The organism is Actinacidiphila sp. bgisy145, assembly GCF_057708125.1.
In genome coordinates, this window is the sequence record NZ_JBYIRL010000018.1 from 71,143 (window position 1) to 91,657 (window position 20,515).

Consider the following 20,515-nt stretch of genomic DNA (forward strand, 5'->3'; position numbering starts at 1 on the left):
TCCCGGGCTGTTCCGGTCAGCCCCCGACAGCACGGGAGACGGCGTAGATGACCAGTCCGGCCAGGGCGCCGACGACCGTGCCGTTGATCCGGATGAACTGGAGGTCGCGGCCGACGTGGGCCTCGATCTTGCGGGAGGTCTGCTCCGCGTCCCAGCCGGCGACGGTCTCGCTGATGAGCGAGGTGATCTCGTCCCGGTAGGTGGTGACGAGGTAGGTGGCGGCGTCCTCCAGCCAGGAGTCCACCTTCGCCTGGAGCCGGGCGTCGCCCGCCAGGCGCGCGCCGAGCCCGAGGAGCGAGACCCGGGCGCGCTGCCGCAGCTCGCTGCGCTCGTCGTCCGCGGCGGCCACCACCATCGTCCGTACCGAACCCCACGCACTGGCGATGAGGTCCTGCACCTCGCTGCGCGCCAGCAGCTCCTTCTTCAGCCGCTCCACCCGGGCCCGGGTGTCGGGGTCGGACTGGAGCTCGGCCGCGAAGTCCCCGAGGAAGCGGTCGACCGCGCCGCGCGCGGGGTGCCCCGGGGCGTCCCGCATCTCCGTGACGAACCGCAGCAGCTCCTTGTAGACGCGCTCACCGATCCTGCGGTCCACGAACCGGGGCGTCCACCCGGGCGCCCCGCCCTGCACGGCCACCATCACGGAGTCGCCGTGCTGCACCAGCCAGTCGTGGGCGCGTACACACACCAGGTCCACCAGCCGCTTGTGGCCGCCGTCGGCCACCACCCGCTCCAGCAGCCTGCCCAGCCCCGGCCCGATCTCCTGCGCGTCGGCCCGCCGGGTGATCGCCTCGCCGACGACCGCCTGCACGTCGGAGTCGCGCAGCACCCGCAGCGCGCCGCGCAGCGCGGCCGACGCCTGCTCGGTGACCTTGTCCGCGTTGGCCGGCTCCGCCAGCCAGCCGCCCAGCCGCGACCCGATCCCGACCGCCCGCAGCCGGGCCCGTACGACGTCGGCGGACAGGAAGTTCTCCCCGACGAACTCGCCGAGGCTCGCGCCCAGCGCGTCCTTCTTCGTCGGGATGATCGCGGTGTGCGGGATCGGCAGGCCCAGCGGGCGGCGGAAGAGCGCGGTGACCGCGAACCAGTCCGCGAGGGCGCCGACCATGCCCGCCTCGGCGGCCGCCGAGACGTATCCCGCCCAGCTGCCCGCGCCGTGCGCCCCGGCCGCCTTCGCCAGCGCGTACACCACCGTCGCGGCCAGCAGGAAGCCGGTCGCGATCAGCTTCATCCGGCGTACGCCCGCCCGCCGTGCCTCGTCCGGGTCGGCTCCCGTACCGTCGGTACCGCCCGCGCCGCGCGTGCCGTCCACTCGCCCCGCCTCCATCGGCTCCACCCGCGTATTGTCACCGCCACTGCCACTCCGGGAACACTCCGGCAACGTACGACAGGTTCCCGGCGCCTCCCCGCGCGCCGCGGGAGGTTGCGAGGAGGGCCCCGGCAGCGGCCCGCACACCCCAGCAGACCCCAGCAGACCCCAGGAGAACACCGCGATGACACCGCAGCACACCGGCGGAGGGCTGCCCGGGTACGCCGAGCACTTCGAGGAGCCCGAGGGCTACCTCGACTTCGCACGGTACGGGCCGCCGTCCCGCCAGGTGCTCGCCGCCACCTCCGACGCGCTGGCCCGTTCCGCCCGTGCGGACCAGCACACCGTGAACGACCTCATGCGGGCCGAGCAGCGCGCCCAGCAGGCCGCGGCGCGGCTGGCCGGCACCGACCCGGCGCACACGGTGCTGCTGCCGAACGCCTCCACCGGGATGTTCCACGCCGCGTTCGGGCTGCCCGGCGGCGCGGTGCTGGTGCCCGCCGGGGACTTCCCGGCGAACCACTACCCGTGGCGGCGGTCGGCCGGGCTCGGCCGGGCCGTGCCGCGCTGGCTGGCCGCCGGCCCGGACGGCCGGGTCACCCCCGACGCGGTGCGCGCGGCCCTGACCGGCGACGTGGTCGCGCTGTCGGTCAGCGCGGTGGACTTCAGGACCGGCCACCGCGCGGACCTCGCGGCGCTGCGCGAGGTGATCGGGCCGGACCGGCTGCTCGTCGTGGACGCCATCCAGGGCTTCGGCGCGGCCGACCTGCCCTGGCAGGCCGCCGACGTCGTCGTCGCGGGCGGGCAGAAATGGCTGCGGGCCAGCTGGTCGACCGGGTTCGCCACCCTCTCCGACCGCGCCCTCGAGCGGCTCGAACCCACCCTCACCGGCTGGACCGGCGTCCGCGACGCCGGGCTCTTCGACGACGAGGAACACCCGCCGGCCGACGGCGCCCAGCGCTGGAGCGTCACCAACCTCAGCCCCGTCGCCGCCGCCGGGCTGGAGGCCGCCCTCGCCCTGGTCGAGGCCGTCGGCGTACCGGCGATCGAGGCGCACATCCGCACCCGGACCGGCGAGCTGATCGACGCCGTACGCGGCGCGGGCGGGCTGCTGCTGTCCCCCGACGCGCCCGCCGAACGCGCCGGCATCGTCTCCTTCCGCATGCCCGGCACCCCCGCCGCCGACGTCGCAGCCGCCCTGCACGCGCACGGGGTCACCCCCACCACCCGCACCGACTCGCTCCGGCTGTCCGCCCACGCCTCCACCACGCCCGCGGCGATCTCCCGCGTGCGGGCGGCCCTCGCGTCCCTGTGACGGTGCGGGCCGCCCGCCTGCCGGAACGGGGTCAGCCGCGCCCGGCGTACATCCGCGCGATGACGTCCTCGATGTCGGGCTCGCGCAGGGAGAGGTCCACCAGCGGGTGGTGCGCGGCCAGTTCCGCGACCAGGGGCGCCGCCGAGGCGTGCGCGGGGAAGGCGAAGGACTGCCGCGGCCCGTCCACCGCCACCAGCCGCGCCCCCGGCAGCTGAACCGGGGGAAGCTCCCGGGCGAAGTCCGCGACCAGCGTCCGCTCGCTCTCCCCCACCGCGTGCAGCCCGGTGAGGTCGCCGTCGTACATGACCTTCCCGTGGTCGATGACCATGACCCGGCGGCACAGGCTCTCGATGTCGGTGAGGTCGTGCGTGGTGAGCAGGATCGTGGTGCCCCGCTCGGCGTTGAAGTCCCGCAGGAAGTCCCGCACCCGGCTCTTGCTCACCACGTCCAGCCCGATCGTCGGCTCGTCGAGGTAGAGCACCTCCGGGTCGTGCAGCAGCGCCGCCGCGATGTCCCCGCGCATCCGCTGGCCGAGCGAGAGCTGCCGCACCGGCACGTCCAGCAGCGGCCCGAGGTCGAGGAGTTCCACACAGGCGCCGAGGTTGCGGGCGTAGGAGGCGGCCGGAATCCGGTACATCCGCCGGACCAGCTCGTAGGAGTCGCGCAGCGGCAGGTCCCACCACAAGGTGGTGCGCTGCCCGAAGACCACGCCGATCCGCCGGGCCAGCCGGGTGCGGTCGCGGGCCGGCTCGATGCCGTCCACCCGCACCCGGCCCGCGCTGGGGTTGAGGATGCCGGTGAGCATCTTGATCGTGGTGGACTTGCCCGCGCCGTTCGGCCCGATGTAGCCGACGATCTCGCCGCGCGGCACGCTGAAGCTGATCCCGTCCACGGCCCGCACCTGGTGCCGCTCGCGCCGCAGCCACCCGGCCTTGCGGCGTACGTCGAAGACCTTCTCCACGCCGTCGAGTTCGATGACCGGGTCGGCCGGGGCCGTAGCCGCGGCCGTACCCGGGGCCGTGGCCCTGCCCGTACCCGCGGCCGTATCCGTGGACGGGCGCGGGTCCTGCCCGGCCGGCCGGTCGATGTCGCTCACCGTCTCAGCTCCCTGTGCTGCGGTAGGTACGAAGACCCCGCCGCCAGGCCGCGGCCGCGAGCACGCAGCAGACCGCGGCGACGGCCGGGGAGGCGAAGTCCAGCCACCCGGGCAGGCCGAGCGGGTCCGGCCGGCCCAGCACGTGCAGCACGGGCAGCCAGTTGACGAAGGCGAGCGGCACCACGAAGGTGACCCCCCGCACCAGGTCGCGGGCGAAGATCCCCGGCGGGTACTGGAGCATCGTGTTGCCGCCGTAGGTCACCGAGTTCTGCACCTCCGAGGCGTCCTGCGCCCAGAACTGGAACGCGCCGCCGACCACGTACACCGCGCTGAAGATCACCCCGCCCGACACCAGCATCAGCGGCACCATGAGTACGTTCACCGCCGTCCAGTGCACGTCCACCCGCCACAGCGCCCAGCCCAGCACCACCGCGCCCTGCGTGATCCGGCCGATCCGGCGCAGCGCGAAGCGGTCCGCGGCGACCTGCGCCAGCACCGGCACCGGGCGCAGCAGCAGCGTGTCCAAGGTGCCGTCGCGCACCCGGCGGCCCAGCCGGTCCATGGAACCCATCACCAGGTCGGCGATGCCGAAGGAGGTGCTGCACGCCCCGTACAGGAACGCCACCTCCGGCAGCGTGAAGCCGCCCAGCCGGTGGACGTGCCCGAACATCAGCACGACCGTGACGAAGTCCAGCAGCGTCGCGGTGAAATTGCCGAGCGTGGTCAGCACGAAGGACGTGCGGTAGGCCATGGTGGAGCGCACCCACATCCCCACGATCAGGCCGTAGGCGCGCACCGCCTCCCGGGCCCGCACCGCCAGGCGGTACGGGCCGCGGCGCCCGCCGCCGTCATCGCCCCACGGACCGGACCGGTCGTACGCCCCGGCCGGCCGCGGCACCCGCGCACCGCCCGTACGTGTCCCGGCTTCGGCCTCAGCCACCCTGGACCACCACCCTGCGCGTCGCCGCCGACTGGAGCAGCCGCCCCAGGCCCAGCAGCGCCACCGCCCAGCCGGCCTGGCCGCACAGCGCCAGCAGCGCCCCGGCGCCGCTGTGCCGCCCGAGCAGCACGTCCGCCGGCACCTGGAGCATCGACGCCCACGGCAGGGCCCGCGCCAACTCGCCCAGCGCGCCCGGGAAGACCGTCAGCGGCAGCAGCATCCCCGAGAAGAACAACCCGGTCAGCATCAGCGCCTGGCTCACCCCGGCGCCGTCCAGCAGGAAGAACGCGCTGAGGCCCACCATGAAGCGCAGCGCGAAGCTGACCAGCCCGGCCAGCACCACCGACACCGCGAACAGCAGCCAGGTCGACGGCGCCGACGGCAGCGCCACGTCGAAGACGAGCGCGCCGCACAGCACCGGCAGCACCCCGCGCCCCAGCAGCTGGAAACCCATCCGCCCCAGGTCCGTCGCCAGCCACCAGCCCTGGAGATCAGCCGGCCGGTACAGGTCCACCGCGATGTCCCCCGACCTGATCCGCTCCATCAGCTCGTCCTCGCACCCGCCGCCCATCAGCGCCATCGGCGTCAGCAGCGCCTGCCCCAGCCACACGTACGTCAGCGCCTGCGCCCGGTCGTAGCCGCCCAGGTGCGGGCGCTGGTCCCACAGCGCGAGATAGCTGTAGCTGATGATCAGACCGAAGACGCAGTTGGTGAAGACCCCGGCGGCGGTGGCGACCCGGTAGGTGGCGTAGCGGCGGAAGCCCCGCGTGACCACCGCCCCGTAGAAACCGCCCATCGGCTGTGAACCCCCTCACGTGGCCCGACACACAAACCGCCGACTCTAGCCCCGCACACCCCGCTGCTGCCAACGGTTTTCCTGGGCCGAACGGGTGATCGAGCCACCCCGTAGGGCTCGTCACAGCCCTGTCACGGAAGTGCGATGCCGATCAGCACCGCACAGATGATGCGACAGTGTGGGAGTCGGAGGACTACGTGGGTGTACGGACGCGTACGTAACGGTTGGTCCATGATGTACCGCCCCAGGCCAACCCTGGCGGCGGCCGAGGAGTCCTTACAGACATGAGTGACGATCCGAACCGGAGTACGGACCGGGGCGCGGACTCGAACGCGAGCCCGGACGCACACCAGGCGGCGGGCCTGCGCCAGGAGGGCTGGGCGCCCCGCCCGGCCGCCTCCGGCCGGCCGCGCCGCACCGGCCTGCGCCGGCTGCTGCCGACCTGGCGGATGGCGCTCGGCGGCACCCTCACCCTGCTGCTGCTCCTGGTCGGCGCGTTCTTCGTCGGCTACGCGCTCGTGTCCATCCCCGACGCCAACGCCGCCGCCACCGCCCAGAGCAACGTCTACCTCTACTCCGACGGCAAGACCGAGATCTCCCGCGACGGCGCGGTCAACCGGCAGAACGTCCAGCTCGACCAGATCGCCAGGACCGCCCGCTACGCCACCCTGGCCGCGGAGGACCGCAAGTTCTACCACGAGTCCGCGGTCAGCCCGAAGTCCATGCTGCGCGCCGCCTGGAACACCGCCACCGGCAAGGGCAAGCAGTCCGGCTCGACGATCACCCAGCAGTACGTCAAGAACTACTACCTCACGCAGAGCCAGACCGCCTCGCGCAAGGTCAAGGAGTTCTTCATCGCGATCAAGCTGGACCAGAACGAGTCGAAGGACCAGATCCTCCAGGGCTACCTCAACACCAGCTACTACGGCCGCAACGCGTACGGCATCGAGGCCGCCGCCCAGGCGTACTTCAGCGAGAACGCCTCCGACCTCACCACCGCCCAGGGCGCCTACCTCGCCACGCTGCTCAACGCGCCCAGCGAGTACGACCTGTCCGCGCACCCCGAGAACGCGCCCGCCGCCAAGGCCCGCTGGAACTACGTCCTGGACGGCATGGTCAAGGAGCACTGGCTCACCCCCGCCCAGCGCGCCGCCACCAAGTTCCCGACGATCGGCAAACCCAAGCCCGTCGCGAGCAAGGCCGGCCAGCGCGGCTACATCATCGAGGCGGTCAACCAGTACCTGACCGACAACCACATCGTGGACGCCTCCGCGCTGTCCCGGGGCGGCTACCGCATCGTCACCACCATCCAGAAGCCCAAGGAGGACGCCTTCGTCAAGGCGGCCCAGAAGGACGTCTACGACCAGCTCGGCCACGCCAAGCAGGACAAGTACGTCCGGGCCGGCGGCGTCTCCATCGACCCCGCCACCGGCGACGTCGTCGCGCTCTACGGCGGCATCGACTACACCAAGCAGTACGTCAGCAGCGCCACCAACCGGACCTACCAGCCCGGCTCCACCTTCAAGCCGGTGATCTTCACCTCGGCGCTGCAGAACGACTCCACCACCCAGGACGGGCGGACCATCACCCCCACCACGATCTACAACGGCACCAGCGGCCGCCAGGTCCAGGGCCCGAACGGCCCGGTCGGCTACCACCCGGACAACGAGGACGGCACCGACTACGGCAACATCACCGTCACCCGGGCCATGGACAAGTCCGTCAACTCCGTCTTCGCGCAGATGGCCCAGGACGTCGGCACCAAGAAGGTCATCGCGACCGCCCACGACCTCGGCATTCCCGACGCCGTGGACATCCCGCAGACCCCGGCCATGGCACTGGGCGCCTTCGGCAGCAGCCAGTCCGACCCCAACAGCGCCAGCCCGCTGGACATGGCCCAGGCGTACGCCACCCTCGCCAACCACGGCGTGGAGATCCCCTACTCGATCGTGGCGAAGATCACCAAGGACGGCGACACCCTCGGGCTGCCGGACCGCAAGCCGGTGCAGGCGGTGCCGCGCAGCGCCGCCGACACCACCACCGCGATGCTCCAGAGCGTCGTCGACACCCCCGGCGGCACCGCCGCGGCCGCACAGGCCTCCGGCTGGCCGTCCGCCGCGAAGACCGGCACCGCGGAGAACGACAAGGCCGCCTGGTTCGCCGGCTACACGCCGAAACTCGCCACCGTGGTCGCCCTGTTCGGCATGAACCCCGCCAACGGCGCCCAGGAGAAGCTCAACGGCTCCATGAACACCGCCCGCATCAACGGCGGCGGCCCACCCGGCGCGCTCTGGGCCGACTACACCGCCACCGCGCTCAAGGGGCAGCAGGTCAGCGACTTCGACCTCGACATGCAGCAGGGCAGCCAGACCGTCGCCCCGCAGAGCGACCAGCCCACCACACCCGACGACGGCGGCATCACCACCGCGCCGTCCACCGGCGCGACCACACCGCCCAGCCAGCAGCCGACCACCACCCCGCCCACCACCGGCACCACCGTCCCGCCCACCACCCCGCCGACGAGCACGGTCCCGACCGACCCGGTCCAACCGCCCACCGGCGGCGACCCGACCGACACCCTCGCCCCGCAGGGCGGCGACCAGAGCGGCACCGGCCGGACCGGCGGCACCGACAGCCTGACCGGCACCCGCGGCGGATAGGGCGGCCGCCCCCGGCGCGGGTGCCGGTGCTGGTGCTGGTGCTGGTGCCGGCGTGCTACAGGTACAGGCCGGTCGAGTCGTCGCCCTGGAGGCGCTCGGCGGCCACGGCGTGTAGGTCGCGCTCCCGCATCAGCACGTACGCCACGCCCTGCACCTCCACCTCCGCCCGGTCCTCCGGGTCGAACAGCACCCGGTCGCCGACCTCGACGGTCCGCACGTGCTGGCCGATCGCGACGACCTCCGCCCAGGCCAGCCGCTTCCCGACGGCCGCGGTCGCCGGGATCAGGATGCCGCCGCCGCTGCGGCGCTCGCCCTCACCGTTGTCCTGCCGCACCAGCACGCGGTCGTGCAGCATCCGGATGGGCAGCTTGTCGTGTGCACTCTTCGAACTCACGCCGACGAACCTACCGGCGACGGCGCCGCACGATGAGACCGGCCACCGCGACCACGACCGCCGCCCCGGCCACCGCGGCCGGCACGACCCGCTCCATGCGCGGCGCGCCGTCCTCGTCGACGAACTGCGCCCGCGCCCGGCTGACCGCACGGTTCGCGGCGACGTACGCCTGCCCCACCGTGTGGTCGAGCGCGGAGACCGCCTTCGCCTTGGTGTCCCGCATGATCGTCACCGGGTGGACCCGGACCGCGATCTCGTCCAGCGTCACCGCGAGGTCCTGCCGTCTGCGGGCGATATCCGCCTCGATCTGAGCGGCCGTCCTGGCACCTTCCGACACCGCACTGCCTCCATCGCCTGATTAGGTAGCGTTCGGACAGTCTGTCAGTACGACGCGGCCCGCGCCTCGTCGGCACCCCCGTTTGCCCCAGGAGCCTCCATGTCCGACCGTCTCGCCCCCGGCGACACCGCCCCCGCGTTCACCCTGCCGGACGCCGACGGCAAGCAGGTCTCGCTCGCCGACCACCTCGGCCGCCGGGTGGTCGTCTACTTCTACCCCGCCGCCCTGACCCCCGGCTGCACCAAGCAGGCGTGCGACTTCACCGACAACCTCGAGGTGTTCACCGAGGCCGGCTACGACGTGATCGGGATCTCCCCGGACAAGCCGGAGAAGCTCGCGAAGTTCCGCGACAAGGAGTCCCTCAAGGTCACCCTCCTCGCCGACCCCGACCGCGCCGTCCTCACCTCCTACGGCGCCTACGGCGAGAAGACCATGTACGGCAGGACCGTCACCGGCGTGATCCGCTCCACCCTCGTCATCGACCCCGCCGGCAAGGTCGAGCACGCCTTCTACAACGTCAAGGCCACCGGCCACGTCGCCAAACTCCTCCGCGACCTCAAGATCTGACCCTCCGTCCACGTAACCCCGGCTGCCCCGCCTCGTTGACCCGTACGAAGAAGCGAACACACGAACGAGCGCGGGGGCGTCATGGCGGCGCGATACACACGTGAACTGCTGGCGGCGGCGGCACGCGAGGAGCACATCGACGACGCGGTCCGCCGCTGCGGCGGCCGTCCGACACCGGGCAGCCGGCGCTACCTGCGGCAGAAGATGGCGGAGGCGGGCTTCGACACCAGCCACTTCGCCACGGGGCGCACCCGGCACACCGAAGCCAGGCTGCGCGCCGCGGTGGCCGCCTCGACGAGCGTCAAGGGCGTGGTGCGCCGCCTGGGCATCAGCCCGGTCGGGGGCAACCAGGCGCACATCAGCCGCCGTGTCGCCGCACTGGGCATCGACACCTCGCACTTCGGGCCGCCCACCGGGGGCAACTCCGGCACGCGGCGGGAGAGCCCGCTGCGGCTGCGGGACCCCGCGCGGGGCCGGGTGCCCCGGCAGCGGCTGCGCAGCGGGATGGTGCGGTCCGGTGTGGTCGAGGCATGCGCGATGTGCGGCACGGGCACGGAGTGGAACGGGAAGCCGCTCACCCTCGAGATCGACCACATCAGCGGGGAGTGGTGGGACAACCGCCTGGCGAACCTGCGCTTCCTCTGCCCCAACTGCCATGCGGTCACCGACACCTACCGCGGGCGGCGGCGCCGATGAGCGGACCGCGCCTCGACCGCGAGCTGCTGGCGGGCACCGCGGCGGACTGCACCAGCCTCGCGCAGCTCCAGGACCGCCTCGGTCTGCCGGCCGACCCGGTCTCCCGCGCCAACCTGCTCCGCAGACTGGCGCGCTACGGCATCAGCACCGCCCGCTTCACCGACGTACGCGCCTACGGCCAGGAACTGATCGGGCGTGAGGTGCTCACGGCCGCGGTCTCCGCCTCCACCAGCGTCGCCGGGGTGCTGCGCGCCCTGGGCATCGCGGGCAACACCTCGGGCCGGCGACGCGTGCGGCGCAGCCTGGCGGCGTACGGCCTCGACACCTCGCACTTCACCGGGCAGCGGCACTTCCTCGGCACCGTGTCACCGGCCCGCAAGCCCGCCGAGCGGATACTCGTCCGGCGGGAGGCGGGCGCGGGCCGCACGCGGACGGGGCTGCTCCGGCGCGCGCTGGACGAGATCGGTGTGCCGCGGGTCTGCGCCGCGTGCGGCACGGGAGAGGCATGGCAGGGGCGCCGTCTGGTCCTGGAGATCGACCACATCAGCGGAGACCGGTCGGACGACCGGCGTGAGAACCTGCGCTACCTGTGCCCTTCGTGCCACAGCCAGACCGCCGGTTTCGGCGGCCGGTCCGGCCGTGCGCGGGCTGCGCGGGACGAAGTAAGGTAGCGCGGCGGGCCCGTACCCCAGCTGGCCAGAGGGCGCCGGTTTAGGTCCGGTGTGTCGTGGGTTCGAGTCCCACCGGGCCCACCGCTCGAGCGCGGCATCCGCTGACGGGTGCCGCGCTTTTCCGCCTGCTCAGGGGAGGAGGTCGGTGAGGAGGGGGGTCAGGGCGCGGAAGGCCTGGCCGCGGTGGCTGATGGCGTTCTTCTCCTCGGCGGTCAGCTCGGCGCAGGTCCGCTCCTCGCCGTCGGGCTGGAGGATGGGGTCGTAGCCGAAACCGCCGGTGCCCGCGGGGGCGTGGCGGAGGGTGCCGCGCAGCCGGCCCTCGACGACGCGGGTGGTGCCGTCGGGCAGCGCCAGGGCGGCCGCGCAGGTGAAGTGGGCGGCGCGGTGGGGGTGTTCGATGTCGCTGAGCTGGGCGAGCAGCAGGTCGAGGTTGGCGGCGTCGTCGCCGTGCCGGCCGGCCCAGCGGGCGGAGAAGATGCCGGGGGCGCCGCCCAGCACGTCCACGCACAGGCCCGAGTCGTCGGCGATCGCGGGCAGTCCGGTCGCGTCGGCGAGGGCGCGCGCCTTGAGCAGCGCGTTCTCCGCGAAGGTGACCCCGGTCTCCTTGACGTCGGGGATCTCCGGATAGGCGTCGGCGCCCACGAGTTCGTGGTCGAGGCCGGCCGCCGCGAGGATGGCCCGCAGTTCGGTGACTTTGTGGGCGTTGCGGGTGGCGAGGACGAGGCGGGTGGTCATGCCGCGATTATCCCTTGGCGCCGTTATCCCTTGGCGCAGACCACCGTCAGCCGGCCGGCCGCCGAGGCGACGGGGCGCAGGTCGGGGTCGTGGCCGCCGGCGGCGGTGGTGCGGGCATGGCGGACCGAGGTGGACAGGTCGGAGGCGGCGTGGCCGACGTCGGAGCCGTGGCCGCTGCCGAGCCGGTTGAGGTCCTTCTGCACCTTGTCGAGCGCGGAGACGGTGTCCTTGCGGCGGCCGGCGTCGGAGACCTGGCCGACGTTGGTGGCGGTGCTCTGGAGGTCCTGGATGTCGCCGGCGATGGCGGCGGCGGTCTTGGCGCAGTCCAGTGCGCGGGCCGCGGCGCCCTGGCAGGCGGTGGTGAGGAAGGCGGTGAGCAGCAGGACGGCGGCCGGGAGGGCTGCGGCGGGGACCGGTAAGCGGGCGGCCGGTGTGGAGCGTGCGGCGCCTGGGGCGGTGCGGGCGGTGGCGCGGACGGCGGTGCGGACGGCGGTGCGGCGGCGGACGTTCATGCGGTGGCCCCTCCCCTGTCGCGGGCGTACGGCCGTGTGCCGCACGTCGGTTGACACGCGGCACACGGTACACGGGGCCGCCCGCGCGGGGGCGGGCGATCAACTGCGGTCAGCCCTCGGCGAGAGCCGCCTGCTGGATCTTCGTCAGCTCGGCGCACCCGCCGGTGGCCAGTGCGAGCAGCGCGTCGAGTTCGGCCCGGTCGAAGGGGGCGCCCTCGGCGGTGCCCTGGACCTCGACGAAGCGGCCGTCGCCGGTGCAGACGACGTTCATGTCGGTCTCGGCCTTGACGTCCTCCTCGTAGGGGAGGTCGAGGACGGGGACGCCGTCGACGATGCCGACGCTGACCGCGGCGACGCTGCCGGTGATCGGCTTGGCCTTGAGGCGGACCAGGTGGTTGGCCTGCATCCAGCTGACGGCGTCGACGAGGGCGACGTAGGCGCCGGTGATCGCGGCGGTGCGGGTGCCGCCGTCGGCCTGGAGGACGTCGCAGTCGAGGACGACGGTGTTCTCGCCGAGCGCCTTGTAGTCGATGACGGCGCGCAGCGAGCGGCCGATCAGGCGGGAGATCTCGTGGGTGCGGCCGCCGATCTTGCCGCGGACGGACTCGCGGTCGCCGCGGGTGTTGGTGGCGCGCGGCAGCATGCTGTACTCGGCGGTGACCCAGCCTTCGCCGCTGCCCTTGCGCCAGCGGGGTACGCCCTGGGTGGCGCTGGCGGTGCAGAGGACTCGGGTGTCGCCGAAGGAGACCAGGACGGACCCTTCGGCGTGTTTGCTCCAGCCCCGCTCGATGGTGACGGGGCGGAGCTGGTCGGGGGTGCGGCCGTCGAATCGTGACATGTGTGGAGCCTATCCGGGTGAACGGCCACCCGGAGTCACGGTCTGCCGCCGTCCCCTGGGAGCGGGGGCCGGGGGCGCCGGGCGGGGCGGCCCGGGCGGCCCAGGTGGCCGGCGCGGCTACATCATCTGGTCGATCTCGTCGGCGATCGGGTCGGCGTCGGTGCCGATGACGACCTGGATCGCGGTGCCCATTTTGACCACCCCGTGGGCGCCGGCGGCCTTGAGGGCGTCCTCGTCGACCCGGCCGGGGTCGACGACCTCGGTGCGCAGCCGGGTGACGCAGCCCTCGACCTCTTCGATGTTGTCGATCCCGCCGAGCCCGGCGACGATCTTCTCTGCCTTGGTGGCCATCCGCGTCTCCTGTCGTCCTGGCCCCGGCTGCTGTGGCGTGCCGGGGCCCGCCGGGCGGGTCGGTGTGTTTCCGATATGTCACACTAACCCACTGTTGGGGGGACGTCACCGGCGGTCACGGACGGTGCACCGGCGCCGGGCGTACGGCCGGGGGCCGGTCAGATCTCGTAGACCGCGCCCGCCTTCGCCAGCTCGACCGGCCCGCCGAAGGCGGTCTGCGCGTCACGGAGGTTGACCGACGGGTTGGTCCACGGCGGGATGTGGGTGAGCACCAGGCGCCCCGCGCCCGCGCTCTCGGCGATCTGCCCGGCCTGGAGCCCGTTGAGGTGCAGGTCGGGGATGTCCTCCTTGCCGTGGGTGAAGGACGCCTCGCACAGGAACAGGTCGGCGCCCTCGGCCAGGCCGCTGAGCGCCTCGCAGGGCCCGGTGTCGCCGGAGTAGGCGAGGCTGCGGCCGTCCGCCTCGATCCGGAAGCCGTACGCCTCCACCGGGTGGCTGACCGCGTCCGTGGTGACCTGGAACGGGCCGAGCCGGAAGGCGCCGGGCTCCAGGGTGCGGAAGTCGAAGACCTCGCTCATGCACTTCTCGTCCGGCACGTCGCCGTAGGCGATGTTCAACCGCCGCTCGGTGCCGGCCGGGCCGTAGACGGGGATCGCCGAGACCGGGCCGCCCTCGTGCCGGTAGTAGCGGGCCACGAAGTAGCCGCACATGTCGATGCAGTGGTCGGCGTGCAGGTGGCTGAGGAGCACCGCGTCCAGGTCGTACAGGCCGCAGTGGCGTTGGAGTTCGCCCAGGGCCCCGTTGCCCATGTCGAGCAGCAGCCGGAAGCCGTCCGCTTCGAGCAGGTAGCTCGAACAGGCCGAGTCCGCGGACGGGAACGAGCCCGAGCAGCCGACGACGGTGAGGTTCATCGCGGGGTCCACCTCCGAGGGCGCGGCGCTCGCCCCGATTCCGGCTCCTAGGGTGGCGGACTCCCGCCACGTTCTAGGAAGGGTAAAGCGGGCCGCTGCGCAGCGCGCTCTTACGGGCACCGGTTGTGGGCGGAATCACCAGTCCGGGTCACCCCGAACCCCGCTGCGAACGCGACCCGCCCCCGACCGTGCGGCCGGGGGCGGGTCGTCCGTGGTAGGCGGTGTCCGGTCGGTCGTCCCGCGCGGGGGCGCCGCCGGGCCAAGTGCCGTTCGCCGCAGGCGCCTTACGCCCAGAGCTGGCCGTGCAGCGCGGCGACCGCCTCTTCGGTGGAGGCGGCGGTGTAGATGCCGGTGGACAGGTACTTCCAGCCGCCGTCGGCGACCACGAAGACGATGTCCGCCCGCTCGCCGGAGTTCTCCGCCTTGCGGGCCACGCCGAGCGCCGCGTGCAGCGCGGCACCGGTGGAGACCCCGGCGAAGATGCCTTCCTCGGACAGCAGTTCGCGGGTGCGGCGCACCGCGTCCTGCGAGCCGACCGAGTAGCGGGTGGAGAGCACCGACTCGTCGTACAGCTCGGGGACGAAGCCCTCGTCGAGGTTGCGCAGGCCGTAGACGACGTCGTCGTACCGCGGCTCGGCGGCCACGATGGTGACGCCGGGCACCTTCTCCCGCAGGTAGCGGCCGACGCCCATCAGGGTGCCGGTGGTGCCCAGGCCCGCCACGAAGTGCGTGATGGTGGGCAGGTCGGCGAGGATCTCCGGGCCGGTGGTGGCGTAGTGGGCGCCGGGGTTGGCCGCGTTGCCGTACTGGTAGAGCATCACCCAGTCCGGGTGCTCGGCGGCGAGTTCCTTCGCCACCCGCACCGCGGTGTTGGAACCCCCGGCCGCGGGCGAGGAGATGATCTCCGCGCCCCACATCGCCAGCAGTTCGCGCCGCTCGGACGAGGTGTTCTCGGGCATCACGCAGACGATGCGGTAGCCCTTGAGGCGGGCCGCCATCGCCAGCGAGATGCCGGTGTTGCCGGAGGTCGGCTCCAGGATGGTGCAGCCGGGGGTGAGCACGCCCTCGGCCTCGGCCCGCTCGATCATGTGCAGCGCGGGCCGGTCCTTGACCGAGCCGGTCGGGTTGCGGTCCTCCAGCTTCGCCCAGACGCTCACCCGGTCCGAGGGCGACAGCCGGGGCAGCCGCACCAGCGGGGTGTTGCCGACCGCGGCCAGCGGGCTGTCGTACCGCATCAGCGGTGGCCGGACGGGGCGGTGGCGGCGGTCGAGCCGCCGGCGACGGCGGGCAGGATCGTCACGCTGTCGCCGTCGGCGACCTCGGTGGCGATGCCCTTGAGGAAGCGGACGTCCTCGTCGTTGAGGTACACGTTCACGAAGCGGCGCAGTTCGCCGTTGTCGACGACCCGGTCGCGCAGCCCGGCGTGGCGGGAGTCGAGGTCGGTGAACAGCTCGTCGAGCGTGGTCCCGGCACCCTCGACGGCCTTCTGGCCGTCGGTGTATGTGCGGAGGATGGTCGGGATGCGGACCTCGATGGCCATGACGGTGCTCCTGTGGGTGCGGACGAAGCGGGGTGGGTGACGCCGGTCTGGAGCCGGGGTGGTGCGGTGCGGGCCGTGCGGTTTTCTGCCGGACCACGGGGGCCGGGCCACGGCGGGCGGCGGGTCGCCTCGGCGGAGGGCGTACGCGGCTACCGACACGCCGCGGCGGTGCGGCGGCACAGGTCGACGTGCAGCCGCGCCACGAGCAGCGCACCGGGTGCGGTGCCGCTCATGAGTCGCTCACACCATGGACAACCATGCGGTCATCGTATCGATTCCCGCCCGGCGCCCGGCGAGCCCGTCCCAGCATCCGGAAGGTCAGGGCGCGGATGGCACCACTTCGACCGGTTCTTCGGTGACCTGGCCGTCCAGGATGCGGAACGAGCGGAACTGGAACTCCTCCGCGGTGGAGACCAGGACGTAGTGCGCGCCGGGCTCGTTGGCGTAGCTGATGTCGGTCCGGGAGGGGTACGCCTCGGTCGCGGTGTGCGAGTGGTAGACGATCACGGGCTCCTCGTCGCGGTCGTCCATGTCGCGGTAGAGCCGGAGCAGGTCGGTGGAGTCGAACTCGTAGAACGTCGGCGAGCGGGCCGCGTTCAGCATCGGCACGAACCGCTCGGGGCGGCCGCTGCCCGCCGGGCCCGCCACGATCCCGCACGCCTCGTCGGGGTGGTCGGCGCGGGCGTGGGCGACGATCGCGTCGTACAGGTCCTGGGTGATGGTGAGCATGCGGGAAAAGTAACAGGGGCCGCCGCGGCGGCTACACGGCCGGGGTGCCGGGCAGTCCGCCGGCCTCGCCGACCGCCGGGTCCGGGGCGCCCGGCCCGGGGCCGTCCGCGCCGGGCGCGCCCGGCGGCAGGTGCGGGCGGCGGGCGAACGCCGCCGGGTCGCGCCGGCGCAGCACCCGGTAGCCGGCGCCGAGCAGCGCCGCCCACAGCGGCACCCCGTACAGCGACACCCGGGCGTCGGCGTCGATGCCGATCAGCACCAGGACGAGGGCGAGGAAGGCCAGCGCGCACCAGCTGGCGGCCGCTCCCCCGGGTGCGGTGAACCAGGCGGGTGCGGCCCGCCCGGCGCGTACGGCGGCGCGGTAGCGGATGTGCGCGAGGAGGATCACCGCCCAGGTCCACACCGCGGCCACGGTGGCGAAGGCGGTGATGTAGGTGAACGCCCCGTCCGGGTCGACGTAGTTGACCCATACGCCGACGCCCATCACGCCCACCGAGGCGAGGGTGCCGGCGGCCGGGGTGCGGCGGGCGGTGAGCCGGTCGAAGGCGCGCGGGCCCTGCCCGTTGGCGGCGAGGTCGCGCAGCATGCGGCCGGTGGAGTACATCCCGGAGTTGCAGGACGACAGGGCGGCGGTGAGCACCACGAAGTTGACCACCCCGGCGCCGAAGGGGATGCCGATCTCCGCGAAGGCGGCCACGAAGGGGCTGACGCCGGGCTGGAAGCGGGTCCAGGGCACCACGCACAGGATCACCGCGAGCGCGCCGACGTAGAACAGCGCGATCCGCCACGGCAGCGTGTTGATCGCCTTGGGCAGGGTGCGGCGCGGTTCGCGGGCCTCGCCCGCGGTGACGCCGACGAGTTCGACGGCGAGGTAGGCGAACATCACCATCTGCAAGGTCAGCAGCGACCGGCCGACGCCGTGGGGGAAGAAGCCGCCGTCCCGCCACAGGTGGCCGACGGACGCGGTGTGCCCGGCTGCCGACACTCCGAGGGTGAGCACGCCGACGCCGATCAGGATCATCCCGAGGATCGCGGTGACCTTCACCGTGGACAGCCAGAACTCGATCTCGCCGAAGAGGCCCACCGAGACCAGGTTGACGCCGGCCAGCAGCAGCAGGAACACCAGCGCGGCGCTCCACTGCGGCACCGCCGGCCACCAGTAGGCGGTGTAGGTGGCCGCGGCGGTGACCTCGGCCATGCCCGTGACGACCCACATCAGCCAGTAGGTCCAGCCGGTGGCGTAGCCGGTGAAGGGGCCGAGGAACTCCCGGGCGTAGTCGGCGAAGGAGCCGGAGACCGGACGGTAGGTGAGCAGTTCGCCCAGGGCGCGCATGATGCAGAAGACGACCGCGCCGGCGACGGCGTACATCAGCAGCAGGCCGGGGCCGGCCCGGTGGATCGCGGTGCCGGCGCCGAGGAACAGGCCGGTGCCGATGGCGCCGCCGATCGCGATCATCTGGACCTGCCGGCTGCCCAGGCCCCGGGCGTAGCCCTCGGTGTCCGCGGGCTCGCCGGGCCCGGGCCGCACACGCGTTTCGTCCGCCATGCGCGGATGTGTACCCCGTGGCGGGCGCCGCGGCCCGGTCGGCGGGGCAGCCGGGCCGCACGCCACCGTAAAGGCCGAAGAACGCGCCGCCCGGGTTGCGCGGGAGCTTGGGGCGGGGGTGCGCCGCGCGAGGAGCCGTCAGTGCCCTCAGTACATATCAGTGCATCAGTGCATCAGTGCATCAGCGTCTCGACCAGGCTCTCCTGGAGCCCGCCGAGCCACAGGTAGGCCATGACCAGCGGCTTGCGGGGGTCGCTGTCGGGCAGGTGGTACAGCTCGCTGCCCTCGTCCTCGCTGACGCCGAGCCGGGTGCCCAGGGTCAGCCGCAGGTCGTTGAGGGTGCCCAGCCACTGCCGGGACTCGTCGCCGGTCAGCTTCAGCACCGGTCCGCCCGCGTCCAGGCCCCGGATCACCGCCAGCGCGTCGTCGCGCTTGCGGGCCCGCAGGTCGTTCTCGGTGAAGCGGCGGAACTCCGAGGCGTCGGCGGTCTCCTCGTAGGCGTCCGGGAAGAGCCGGGCCAGCGCGGGGTCGTCCGGGGGCTTGGTGGGGCCCTCGGCGAAGAGCCGCGCGAGCGGGTCGTCGTCGGCGCCGTCCGGCTGCTCGCCCGGGCCGACCAGTTCCAGCAGCTGCACGGTCAGGCTGCGCAGGATCGAGATCTCCACCTCGTCCAGCGCGATGGCCGCCCCGCCGCCGCGGACCGGCTCGAAGTAGCCGGCGCGGGCCCGTCGGCGCGCCATCAGCGGTCCTGGGACAGCGTCGCCCACAGACCGTAGCCGTGCATCGCCTGCACGTCCCGCTCCATCTCCTCGCGGGTGCCGCTGGAGACCACGGCCCGCCCCTTGTAGTGGACGTCCTTCATCAGCTTGGTGGCCTTGCTCTTCGAGTACCCGAAGTACGTCTGGAACACGTACGTCACGTAGCTCATGAGGTTGACGGGGTCGTTGTGCACGAGCGTCACCCACGGAACGTCCGGTTCGGGGACCACGGAAGGGGCCCCGCTCGACTCGGGACGCTCGATCTCAACAGGCGCGACACTCACAGGTTCCATGCTGCCGCCCCGGGGGGCCGTCGCACAAATGGGCGTGTGAGAGGGCCCACAGAGCGAGATCTCGTCAGTTTGACGAAATGAAGGGTAGCATCATCGCCATGAGCACAGCAGACCTGGCACTGCCGGTGGACGTGCCGTCCACCGCGCTGTTCACCGACCGGTACGAGTTCACGATGCTTCAGGCGGCGCTCAAGAGCGGCGCCGCGCACCGCCGTTCGGTCTTCGAGGCGTTCACCCGGCGGCTGCCGGAGGGGCGGCGCTACGGCGTCGTGGCCGGCACCGGCCGCGTCCTGGACGCGGTGGAGAACTTCCGGTTCGACGCTCCCGTGCTGGAGTTCCTCGAACGGGAGCGGGTGGTGGACGCAGCGACGCTGAAGTGGCTCGCGGACTACCGCTTCACCGGCGACATCTGGGGCTACCCCGAGGGCGAGGTGTACTTCCCCGGCTCGCCGATCCTGCGGGTGGAGGGCAGCTTCGCCGAGGCGGTGCTGCTGGAGACGGTGGTCCTGTCGATCCTCAACCACGACTCGGCGATCGCCGCGGCCGCCTCCCGGATGGCGGTGGCGGCCGGCGGCCGGCCGCTGATGGAGATGGGCGCGCGGCGCACCCACGAACTGGCCGCGGTCGCCGCCGCGCGGGCCGCCTACGTCGGCGGGTTCCGCTCCTCCTCGAACCTCGCCGCCGGCTTCCGCTACGGGCTGCCCACCATCGGCACCAGCGCGCACGCCTTCACCCTGCTGCACGACAGCGAGCGGGACGCCTTCACCGCGCAGGTCGAGTCGCTCGGCCGCGGCACCACGCTGCTGGTGGACACCTACGACCTGACCGAGGCGGTGCGCACCGCCGTGGAGGTGGCCGGGCCGGAGCTGGGCGCGGTCCGGATCGACTCCGGCGACCTGCTGCTGCTCGCCCACCGGGTGCGGCAGCAGCTGGACGACCTCGGGGCGCGGGAGACGAAGATCGTGGTCACCTCCGACCTGGACGAGTACGCGATCGCGTCGCTGGCCGCGGCGCCGGTCGACGCCTACGGGGTCGGCACGTCGCTGGTCACCGGCAGCGGGCACCCCACCTGCGCGATGGTCTACAAGCTGGTCGCCCGCGCGTCCGTGCCCGGCGAGGCGGACGCGCCGCTCACCCCGGTCGCCAAGCGGGCGCTGGGCGGGAAGACCAGCGTGGGCGGCCGCAAGTGGGCCGCGCGGCGGCTGGACGCCGACGGCGTCGCCGAGGCCGAGGTGGTGGGCAGCGGCGAGATCCCTGCGGACCTGGTGGACCGGCAGCTGCTGGTGCCGCTGGTGCGCGGCGGCGAGGTGGTCGGGCGCGAGCCGCTGGACGCCGCGCGCACCCGGCACATCGCCGCGCGGGCGGGGCTGCCGCTGTCGGCGACCCAGCTCTCGCGTGGCGAGCCGGTGCTCCCCACGGAGACCATGTAGGCCGGTCCCGGCCGCCCGCGGGAAGAGGCGGCCCGCGCCCCCTCTTCCCGTGGGAGGGGCTCAGTCCCTACGCTCGGCACCGGCGAACCGGAAAGCA

Annotated in this window: 23 protein-coding genes and 1 tRNA gene; 7 read left to right on the top strand and 17 right to left on the bottom strand. The window is 73.2% G+C overall.

Going from position 1 to position 20,515, the window contains the following annotated elements; genetic code table 11:
- Positions 1-16 precede the first annotated feature (16 nt).
- Positions 17-1,324 (bottom strand): DUF445 domain-containing protein, encoded by a 1,308-nt coding sequence (locus AC3ERT_RS18090; protein WP_435132009.1) that lies wholly within the window; start codon positions 1,322-1,324, stop codon positions 17-19.
- Between the two features lie 166 nt (positions 1,325-1,490).
- Between AC3ERT_RS18090 and AC3ERT_RS18095 the strand changes: the two genes are divergently transcribed.
- A complete protein-coding gene (locus AC3ERT_RS18095) occupies positions 1,491-2,621 on the top strand; it encodes an aminotransferase class V-fold PLP-dependent enzyme (RefSeq protein WP_435131887.1) in 1,131 nt (376 codons plus the stop codon).
- 31 nt (positions 2,622-2,652) lie between these two features.
- On the opposite strand, the gene AC3ERT_RS18100 is transcribed toward AC3ERT_RS18095, so the two are convergent.
- Genes AC3ERT_RS18100 through AC3ERT_RS18110 form a run of 3 tightly spaced genes read right to left on the bottom strand, consistent with a single transcriptional unit; the run spans position 2,653 to position 5,453 of the window.
- A complete protein-coding gene (locus tag AC3ERT_RS18100) occupies positions 2,653-3,717 on the bottom strand; it encodes an ABC transporter ATP-binding protein (protein ID WP_435175353.1) in 1,065 nt (354 codons plus the stop codon).
- Between the two features lie 4 nt (positions 3,718-3,721).
- Positions 3,722-4,657 carry an ABC transporter permease gene (locus AC3ERT_RS18105; protein ID WP_435175355.1) on the bottom strand — a complete coding sequence of 312 codons (936 nt, stop codon included), beginning with the start codon at positions 4,655-4,657 and terminating at the stop codon, positions 3,722-3,724.
- Complete coding sequence (locus tag AC3ERT_RS18110) at positions 4,650-5,453, bottom strand: ABC transporter permease (RefSeq protein WP_335977792.1); 804 nt, start codon at positions 5,451-5,453, stop codon at positions 4,650-4,652. The genes AC3ERT_RS18105 and AC3ERT_RS18110 overlap by 8 nt, the downstream gene beginning before the upstream one ends.
- Before the next feature lie 284 nt (positions 5,454-5,737).
- Here AC3ERT_RS18110 and AC3ERT_RS18115 point away from each other — a divergent pair, with 284 nt between their 5' ends.
- On the top strand, positions 5,738-8,113 hold the full coding sequence (locus tag AC3ERT_RS18115) for a transglycosylase domain-containing protein (RefSeq protein WP_435131879.1): 2,376 nt from the start codon (positions 5,738-5,740) through the stop codon (positions 8,111-8,113).
- A gap of 55 nt (positions 8,114-8,168) precedes the next feature.
- Here the strand turns inward: AC3ERT_RS18115 and AC3ERT_RS18120 are convergent, their stop codons facing one another.
- Together AC3ERT_RS18120 and AC3ERT_RS18125 are read right to left on the bottom strand one after the other, a co-directional pair.
- Positions 8,169-8,468 carry a GroES family chaperonin gene (locus AC3ERT_RS18120; RefSeq protein ID WP_202238557.1) on the bottom strand — a complete coding sequence of 100 codons (300 nt, stop codon included), beginning with the start codon at positions 8,466-8,468 and terminating at the stop codon, positions 8,169-8,171.
- Between the two features lie 49 nt (positions 8,469-8,517).
- Positions 8,518-8,844, bottom strand: a complete 327-nt coding sequence (locus AC3ERT_RS18125) for a DUF3618 domain-containing protein (protein ID WP_435131877.1) — start codon at positions 8,842-8,844, stop codon at positions 8,518-8,520.
- A 99-nt stretch (positions 8,845-8,943) separates the two neighbouring features.
- Here AC3ERT_RS18125 and bcp point away from each other — a divergent pair, with 99 nt between their 5' ends.
- The 4 genes from bcp (at position 8,944) to AC3ERT_RS18145 (ending at position 10,859) form a co-directional block, all read left to right on the top strand.
- Positions 8,944-9,411 (top strand): thioredoxin-dependent thiol peroxidase, encoded by a 468-nt coding sequence (bcp, locus tag AC3ERT_RS18130; protein ID WP_435175357.1) that lies wholly within the window; start codon positions 8,944-8,946, stop codon positions 9,409-9,411.
- Between the two features lie 81 nt (positions 9,412-9,492).
- Positions 9,493-10,107: an HNH endonuclease signature motif containing protein gene (locus AC3ERT_RS18135; RefSeq protein WP_435175359.1), complete on the top strand. Its 615-nt coding sequence runs from the start codon at positions 9,493-9,495 to the stop codon at positions 10,105-10,107.
- A complete protein-coding gene (locus AC3ERT_RS18140; RefSeq protein ID WP_435175361.1) occupies positions 10,104-10,778 on the top strand; it encodes an HNH endonuclease signature motif containing protein in 675 nt (224 codons plus the stop codon). Before AC3ERT_RS18135 ends, AC3ERT_RS18140 begins: the two co-directional genes overlap by 4 nt.
- A gap of 6 nt (positions 10,779-10,784) precedes the next feature.
- Positions 10,785-10,859 (top strand) — tRNA-Leu (locus tag AC3ERT_RS18145).
- 48 nt (positions 10,860-10,907) lie between these two features.
- Here AC3ERT_RS18145 and rdgB read toward each other — a convergent pair.
- The 11 genes from rdgB to clpS form a co-directional block, all read right to left on the bottom strand.
- The gene (gene rdgB / locus AC3ERT_RS18150) at positions 10,908-11,513 is read right to left on the bottom strand and encodes an RdgB/HAM1 family non-canonical purine NTP pyrophosphatase (RefSeq protein WP_435175363.1); all 606 of its coding nucleotides are present in this window, start codon (positions 11,511-11,513) and stop codon (positions 10,908-10,910) included.
- 23 nt (positions 11,514-11,536) lie between these two features.
- Positions 11,537-12,025, bottom strand: coding sequence for a hypothetical protein (locus AC3ERT_RS18155; RefSeq protein WP_335977782.1), 489 nt, complete (start codon positions 12,023-12,025; stop codon positions 11,537-11,539).
- A 109-nt stretch (positions 12,026-12,134) separates the two neighbouring features.
- A complete protein-coding gene (gene rph, locus AC3ERT_RS18160) occupies positions 12,135-12,863 on the bottom strand; it encodes a ribonuclease PH (RefSeq protein WP_335977781.1) in 729 nt (242 codons plus the stop codon).
- A gap of 117 nt (positions 12,864-12,980) precedes the next feature.
- Positions 12,981-13,214, bottom strand: coding sequence for a PTS sugar transporter subunit IIB (locus AC3ERT_RS18165; protein WP_335977779.1), 234 nt, complete (start codon positions 13,212-13,214; stop codon positions 12,981-12,983).
- A gap of 158 nt (positions 13,215-13,372) precedes the next feature.
- Positions 13,373-14,125, bottom strand: a complete 753-nt coding sequence (locus AC3ERT_RS18170; RefSeq protein ID WP_335977778.1) for an MBL fold metallo-hydrolase — start codon at positions 14,123-14,125, stop codon at positions 13,373-13,375.
- Positions 14,126-14,409: 284 nt separating this feature from the next.
- Positions 14,410-15,360 carry a PLP-dependent cysteine synthase family protein gene (locus tag AC3ERT_RS18175; protein ID WP_335977776.1) on the bottom strand — a complete coding sequence of 317 codons (951 nt, stop codon included), beginning with the start codon at positions 15,358-15,360 and terminating at the stop codon, positions 14,410-14,412.
- The gene (locus AC3ERT_RS18180; RefSeq protein WP_335977774.1) at positions 15,360-15,665 is read right to left on the bottom strand and encodes a MoaD/ThiS family protein; all 306 of its coding nucleotides are present in this window, start codon (positions 15,663-15,665) and stop codon (positions 15,360-15,362) included. Before AC3ERT_RS18180 ends, AC3ERT_RS18175 begins: the two co-directional genes overlap by 1 nt.
- 318 nt (positions 15,666-15,983) lie before the next feature.
- On the bottom strand, positions 15,984-16,394 hold the full coding sequence (locus tag AC3ERT_RS18185) for a M67 family metallopeptidase (protein ID WP_335977772.1): 411 nt from the start codon (positions 16,392-16,394) through the stop codon (positions 15,984-15,986).
- Between the two features lie 31 nt (positions 16,395-16,425).
- On the bottom strand, positions 16,426-17,940 hold the full coding sequence (locus tag AC3ERT_RS18190) for an amino acid permease (protein ID WP_435175366.1): 1,515 nt from the start codon (positions 17,938-17,940) through the stop codon (positions 16,426-16,428).
- Positions 17,941-18,113: 173 nt separating this feature from the next.
- On the bottom strand, positions 18,114-18,677 hold the full coding sequence (locus AC3ERT_RS18195) for a DUF2017 domain-containing protein (protein WP_335977769.1): 564 nt from the start codon (positions 18,675-18,677) through the stop codon (positions 18,114-18,116).
- The gene (gene clpS, locus AC3ERT_RS18200; protein ID WP_335977767.1) at positions 18,677-18,988 is read right to left on the bottom strand and encodes an ATP-dependent Clp protease adapter ClpS; all 312 of its coding nucleotides are present in this window, start codon (positions 18,986-18,988) and stop codon (positions 18,677-18,679) included. The genes AC3ERT_RS18195 and clpS overlap by 1 nt, the downstream gene beginning before the upstream one ends.
- Before the next feature lie 98 nt (positions 18,989-19,086).
- Between clpS and AC3ERT_RS18205 the strand changes: the two genes are divergently transcribed.
- Positions 19,087-20,418, top strand: a complete 1,332-nt coding sequence (locus AC3ERT_RS18205) for a nicotinate phosphoribosyltransferase (protein ID WP_435175368.1) — start codon at positions 19,087-19,089, stop codon at positions 20,416-20,418.
- Positions 20,419-20,515 lie beyond the last annotated feature (97 nt).

Excerpts from the sequence above, each read along its gene's own strand:
- AC3ERT_RS18140 (WP_435175361.1), top strand. The coding sequence starts at position 10,104 with ATGAGCGGACCGCGCCTCGACCGCGAGCTGCTGGCGGGCACCGCGGCG.
- AC3ERT_RS18175 (WP_335977776.1), bottom strand. The coding sequence starts at position 15,360 with ATGCGGTACGACAGCCCGCTGGCCGCGGTCGGCAACACCCCGCTGGTG.
- AC3ERT_RS18090 (WP_435132009.1), bottom strand. The coding sequence starts at position 1,324 with ATGGAGGCGGGGCGAGTGGACGGCACGCGCGGCGCGGGCGGTACCGAC.
- AC3ERT_RS18195 (WP_335977769.1), bottom strand. The coding sequence starts at position 18,677 with ATGGCGCGCCGACGGGCCCGCGCCGGCTACTTCGAGCCGGTCCGCGGC.
- AC3ERT_RS18135 (WP_435175359.1), top strand. The coding sequence starts at position 9,493 with ATGGCGGCGCGATACACACGTGAACTGCTGGCGGCGGCGGCACGCGAG.
- AC3ERT_RS18120 (WP_202238557.1), bottom strand. The coding sequence starts at position 8,468 with ATGCTGCACGACCGCGTGCTGGTGCGGCAGGACAACGGTGAGGGCGAG.
- AC3ERT_RS18190 (WP_435175366.1), bottom strand. The coding sequence starts at position 17,940 with ATGGCGGACGAAACGCGTGTGCGGCCCGGGCCCGGCGAGCCCGCGGAC.
- rdgB (WP_435175363.1), bottom strand. The coding sequence starts at position 11,513 with ATGACCACCCGCCTCGTCCTCGCCACCCGCAACGCCCACAAAGTCACC.
- bcp (WP_435175357.1), top strand. The coding sequence starts at position 8,944 with ATGTCCGACCGTCTCGCCCCCGGCGACACCGCCCCCGCGTTCACCCTG.
- AC3ERT_RS18165 (WP_335977779.1), bottom strand. The coding sequence starts at position 13,214 with ATGGCCACCAAGGCAGAGAAGATCGTCGCCGGGCTCGGCGGGATCGAC.
- AC3ERT_RS18155 (WP_335977782.1), bottom strand. The coding sequence starts at position 12,025 with ATGAACGTCCGCCGCCGCACCGCCGTCCGCACCGCCGTCCGCGCCACC.
- AC3ERT_RS18095 (WP_435131887.1), top strand. The coding sequence starts at position 1,491 with ATGACACCGCAGCACACCGGCGGAGGGCTGCCCGGGTACGCCGAGCAC.
- AC3ERT_RS18180 (WP_335977774.1), bottom strand. The coding sequence starts at position 15,665 with ATGGCCATCGAGGTCCGCATCCCGACCATCCTCCGCACATACACCGAC.
- clpS (WP_335977767.1), bottom strand. The coding sequence starts at position 18,988 with ATGGAACCTGTGAGTGTCGCGCCTGTTGAGATCGAGCGTCCCGAGTCG.
- AC3ERT_RS18170 (WP_335977778.1), bottom strand. The coding sequence starts at position 14,125 with ATGAACCTCACCGTCGTCGGCTGCTCGGGCTCGTTCCCGTCCGCGGAC.
- AC3ERT_RS18185 (WP_335977772.1), bottom strand. The coding sequence starts at position 16,394 with ATGCTCACCATCACCCAGGACCTGTACGACGCGATCGTCGCCCACGCC.
- AC3ERT_RS18115 (WP_435131879.1), top strand. The coding sequence starts at position 5,738 with ATGAGTGACGATCCGAACCGGAGTACGGACCGGGGCGCGGACTCGAAC.
- AC3ERT_RS18110 (WP_335977792.1), bottom strand. The coding sequence starts at position 5,453 with ATGGGCGGTTTCTACGGGGCGGTGGTCACGCGGGGCTTCCGCCGCTAC.
- rph (WP_335977781.1), bottom strand. The coding sequence starts at position 12,863 with ATGTCACGATTCGACGGCCGCACCCCCGACCAGCTCCGCCCCGTCACC.
- AC3ERT_RS18205 (WP_435175368.1), top strand. The coding sequence starts at position 19,087 with ATGAGCACAGCAGACCTGGCACTGCCGGTGGACGTGCCGTCCACCGCG.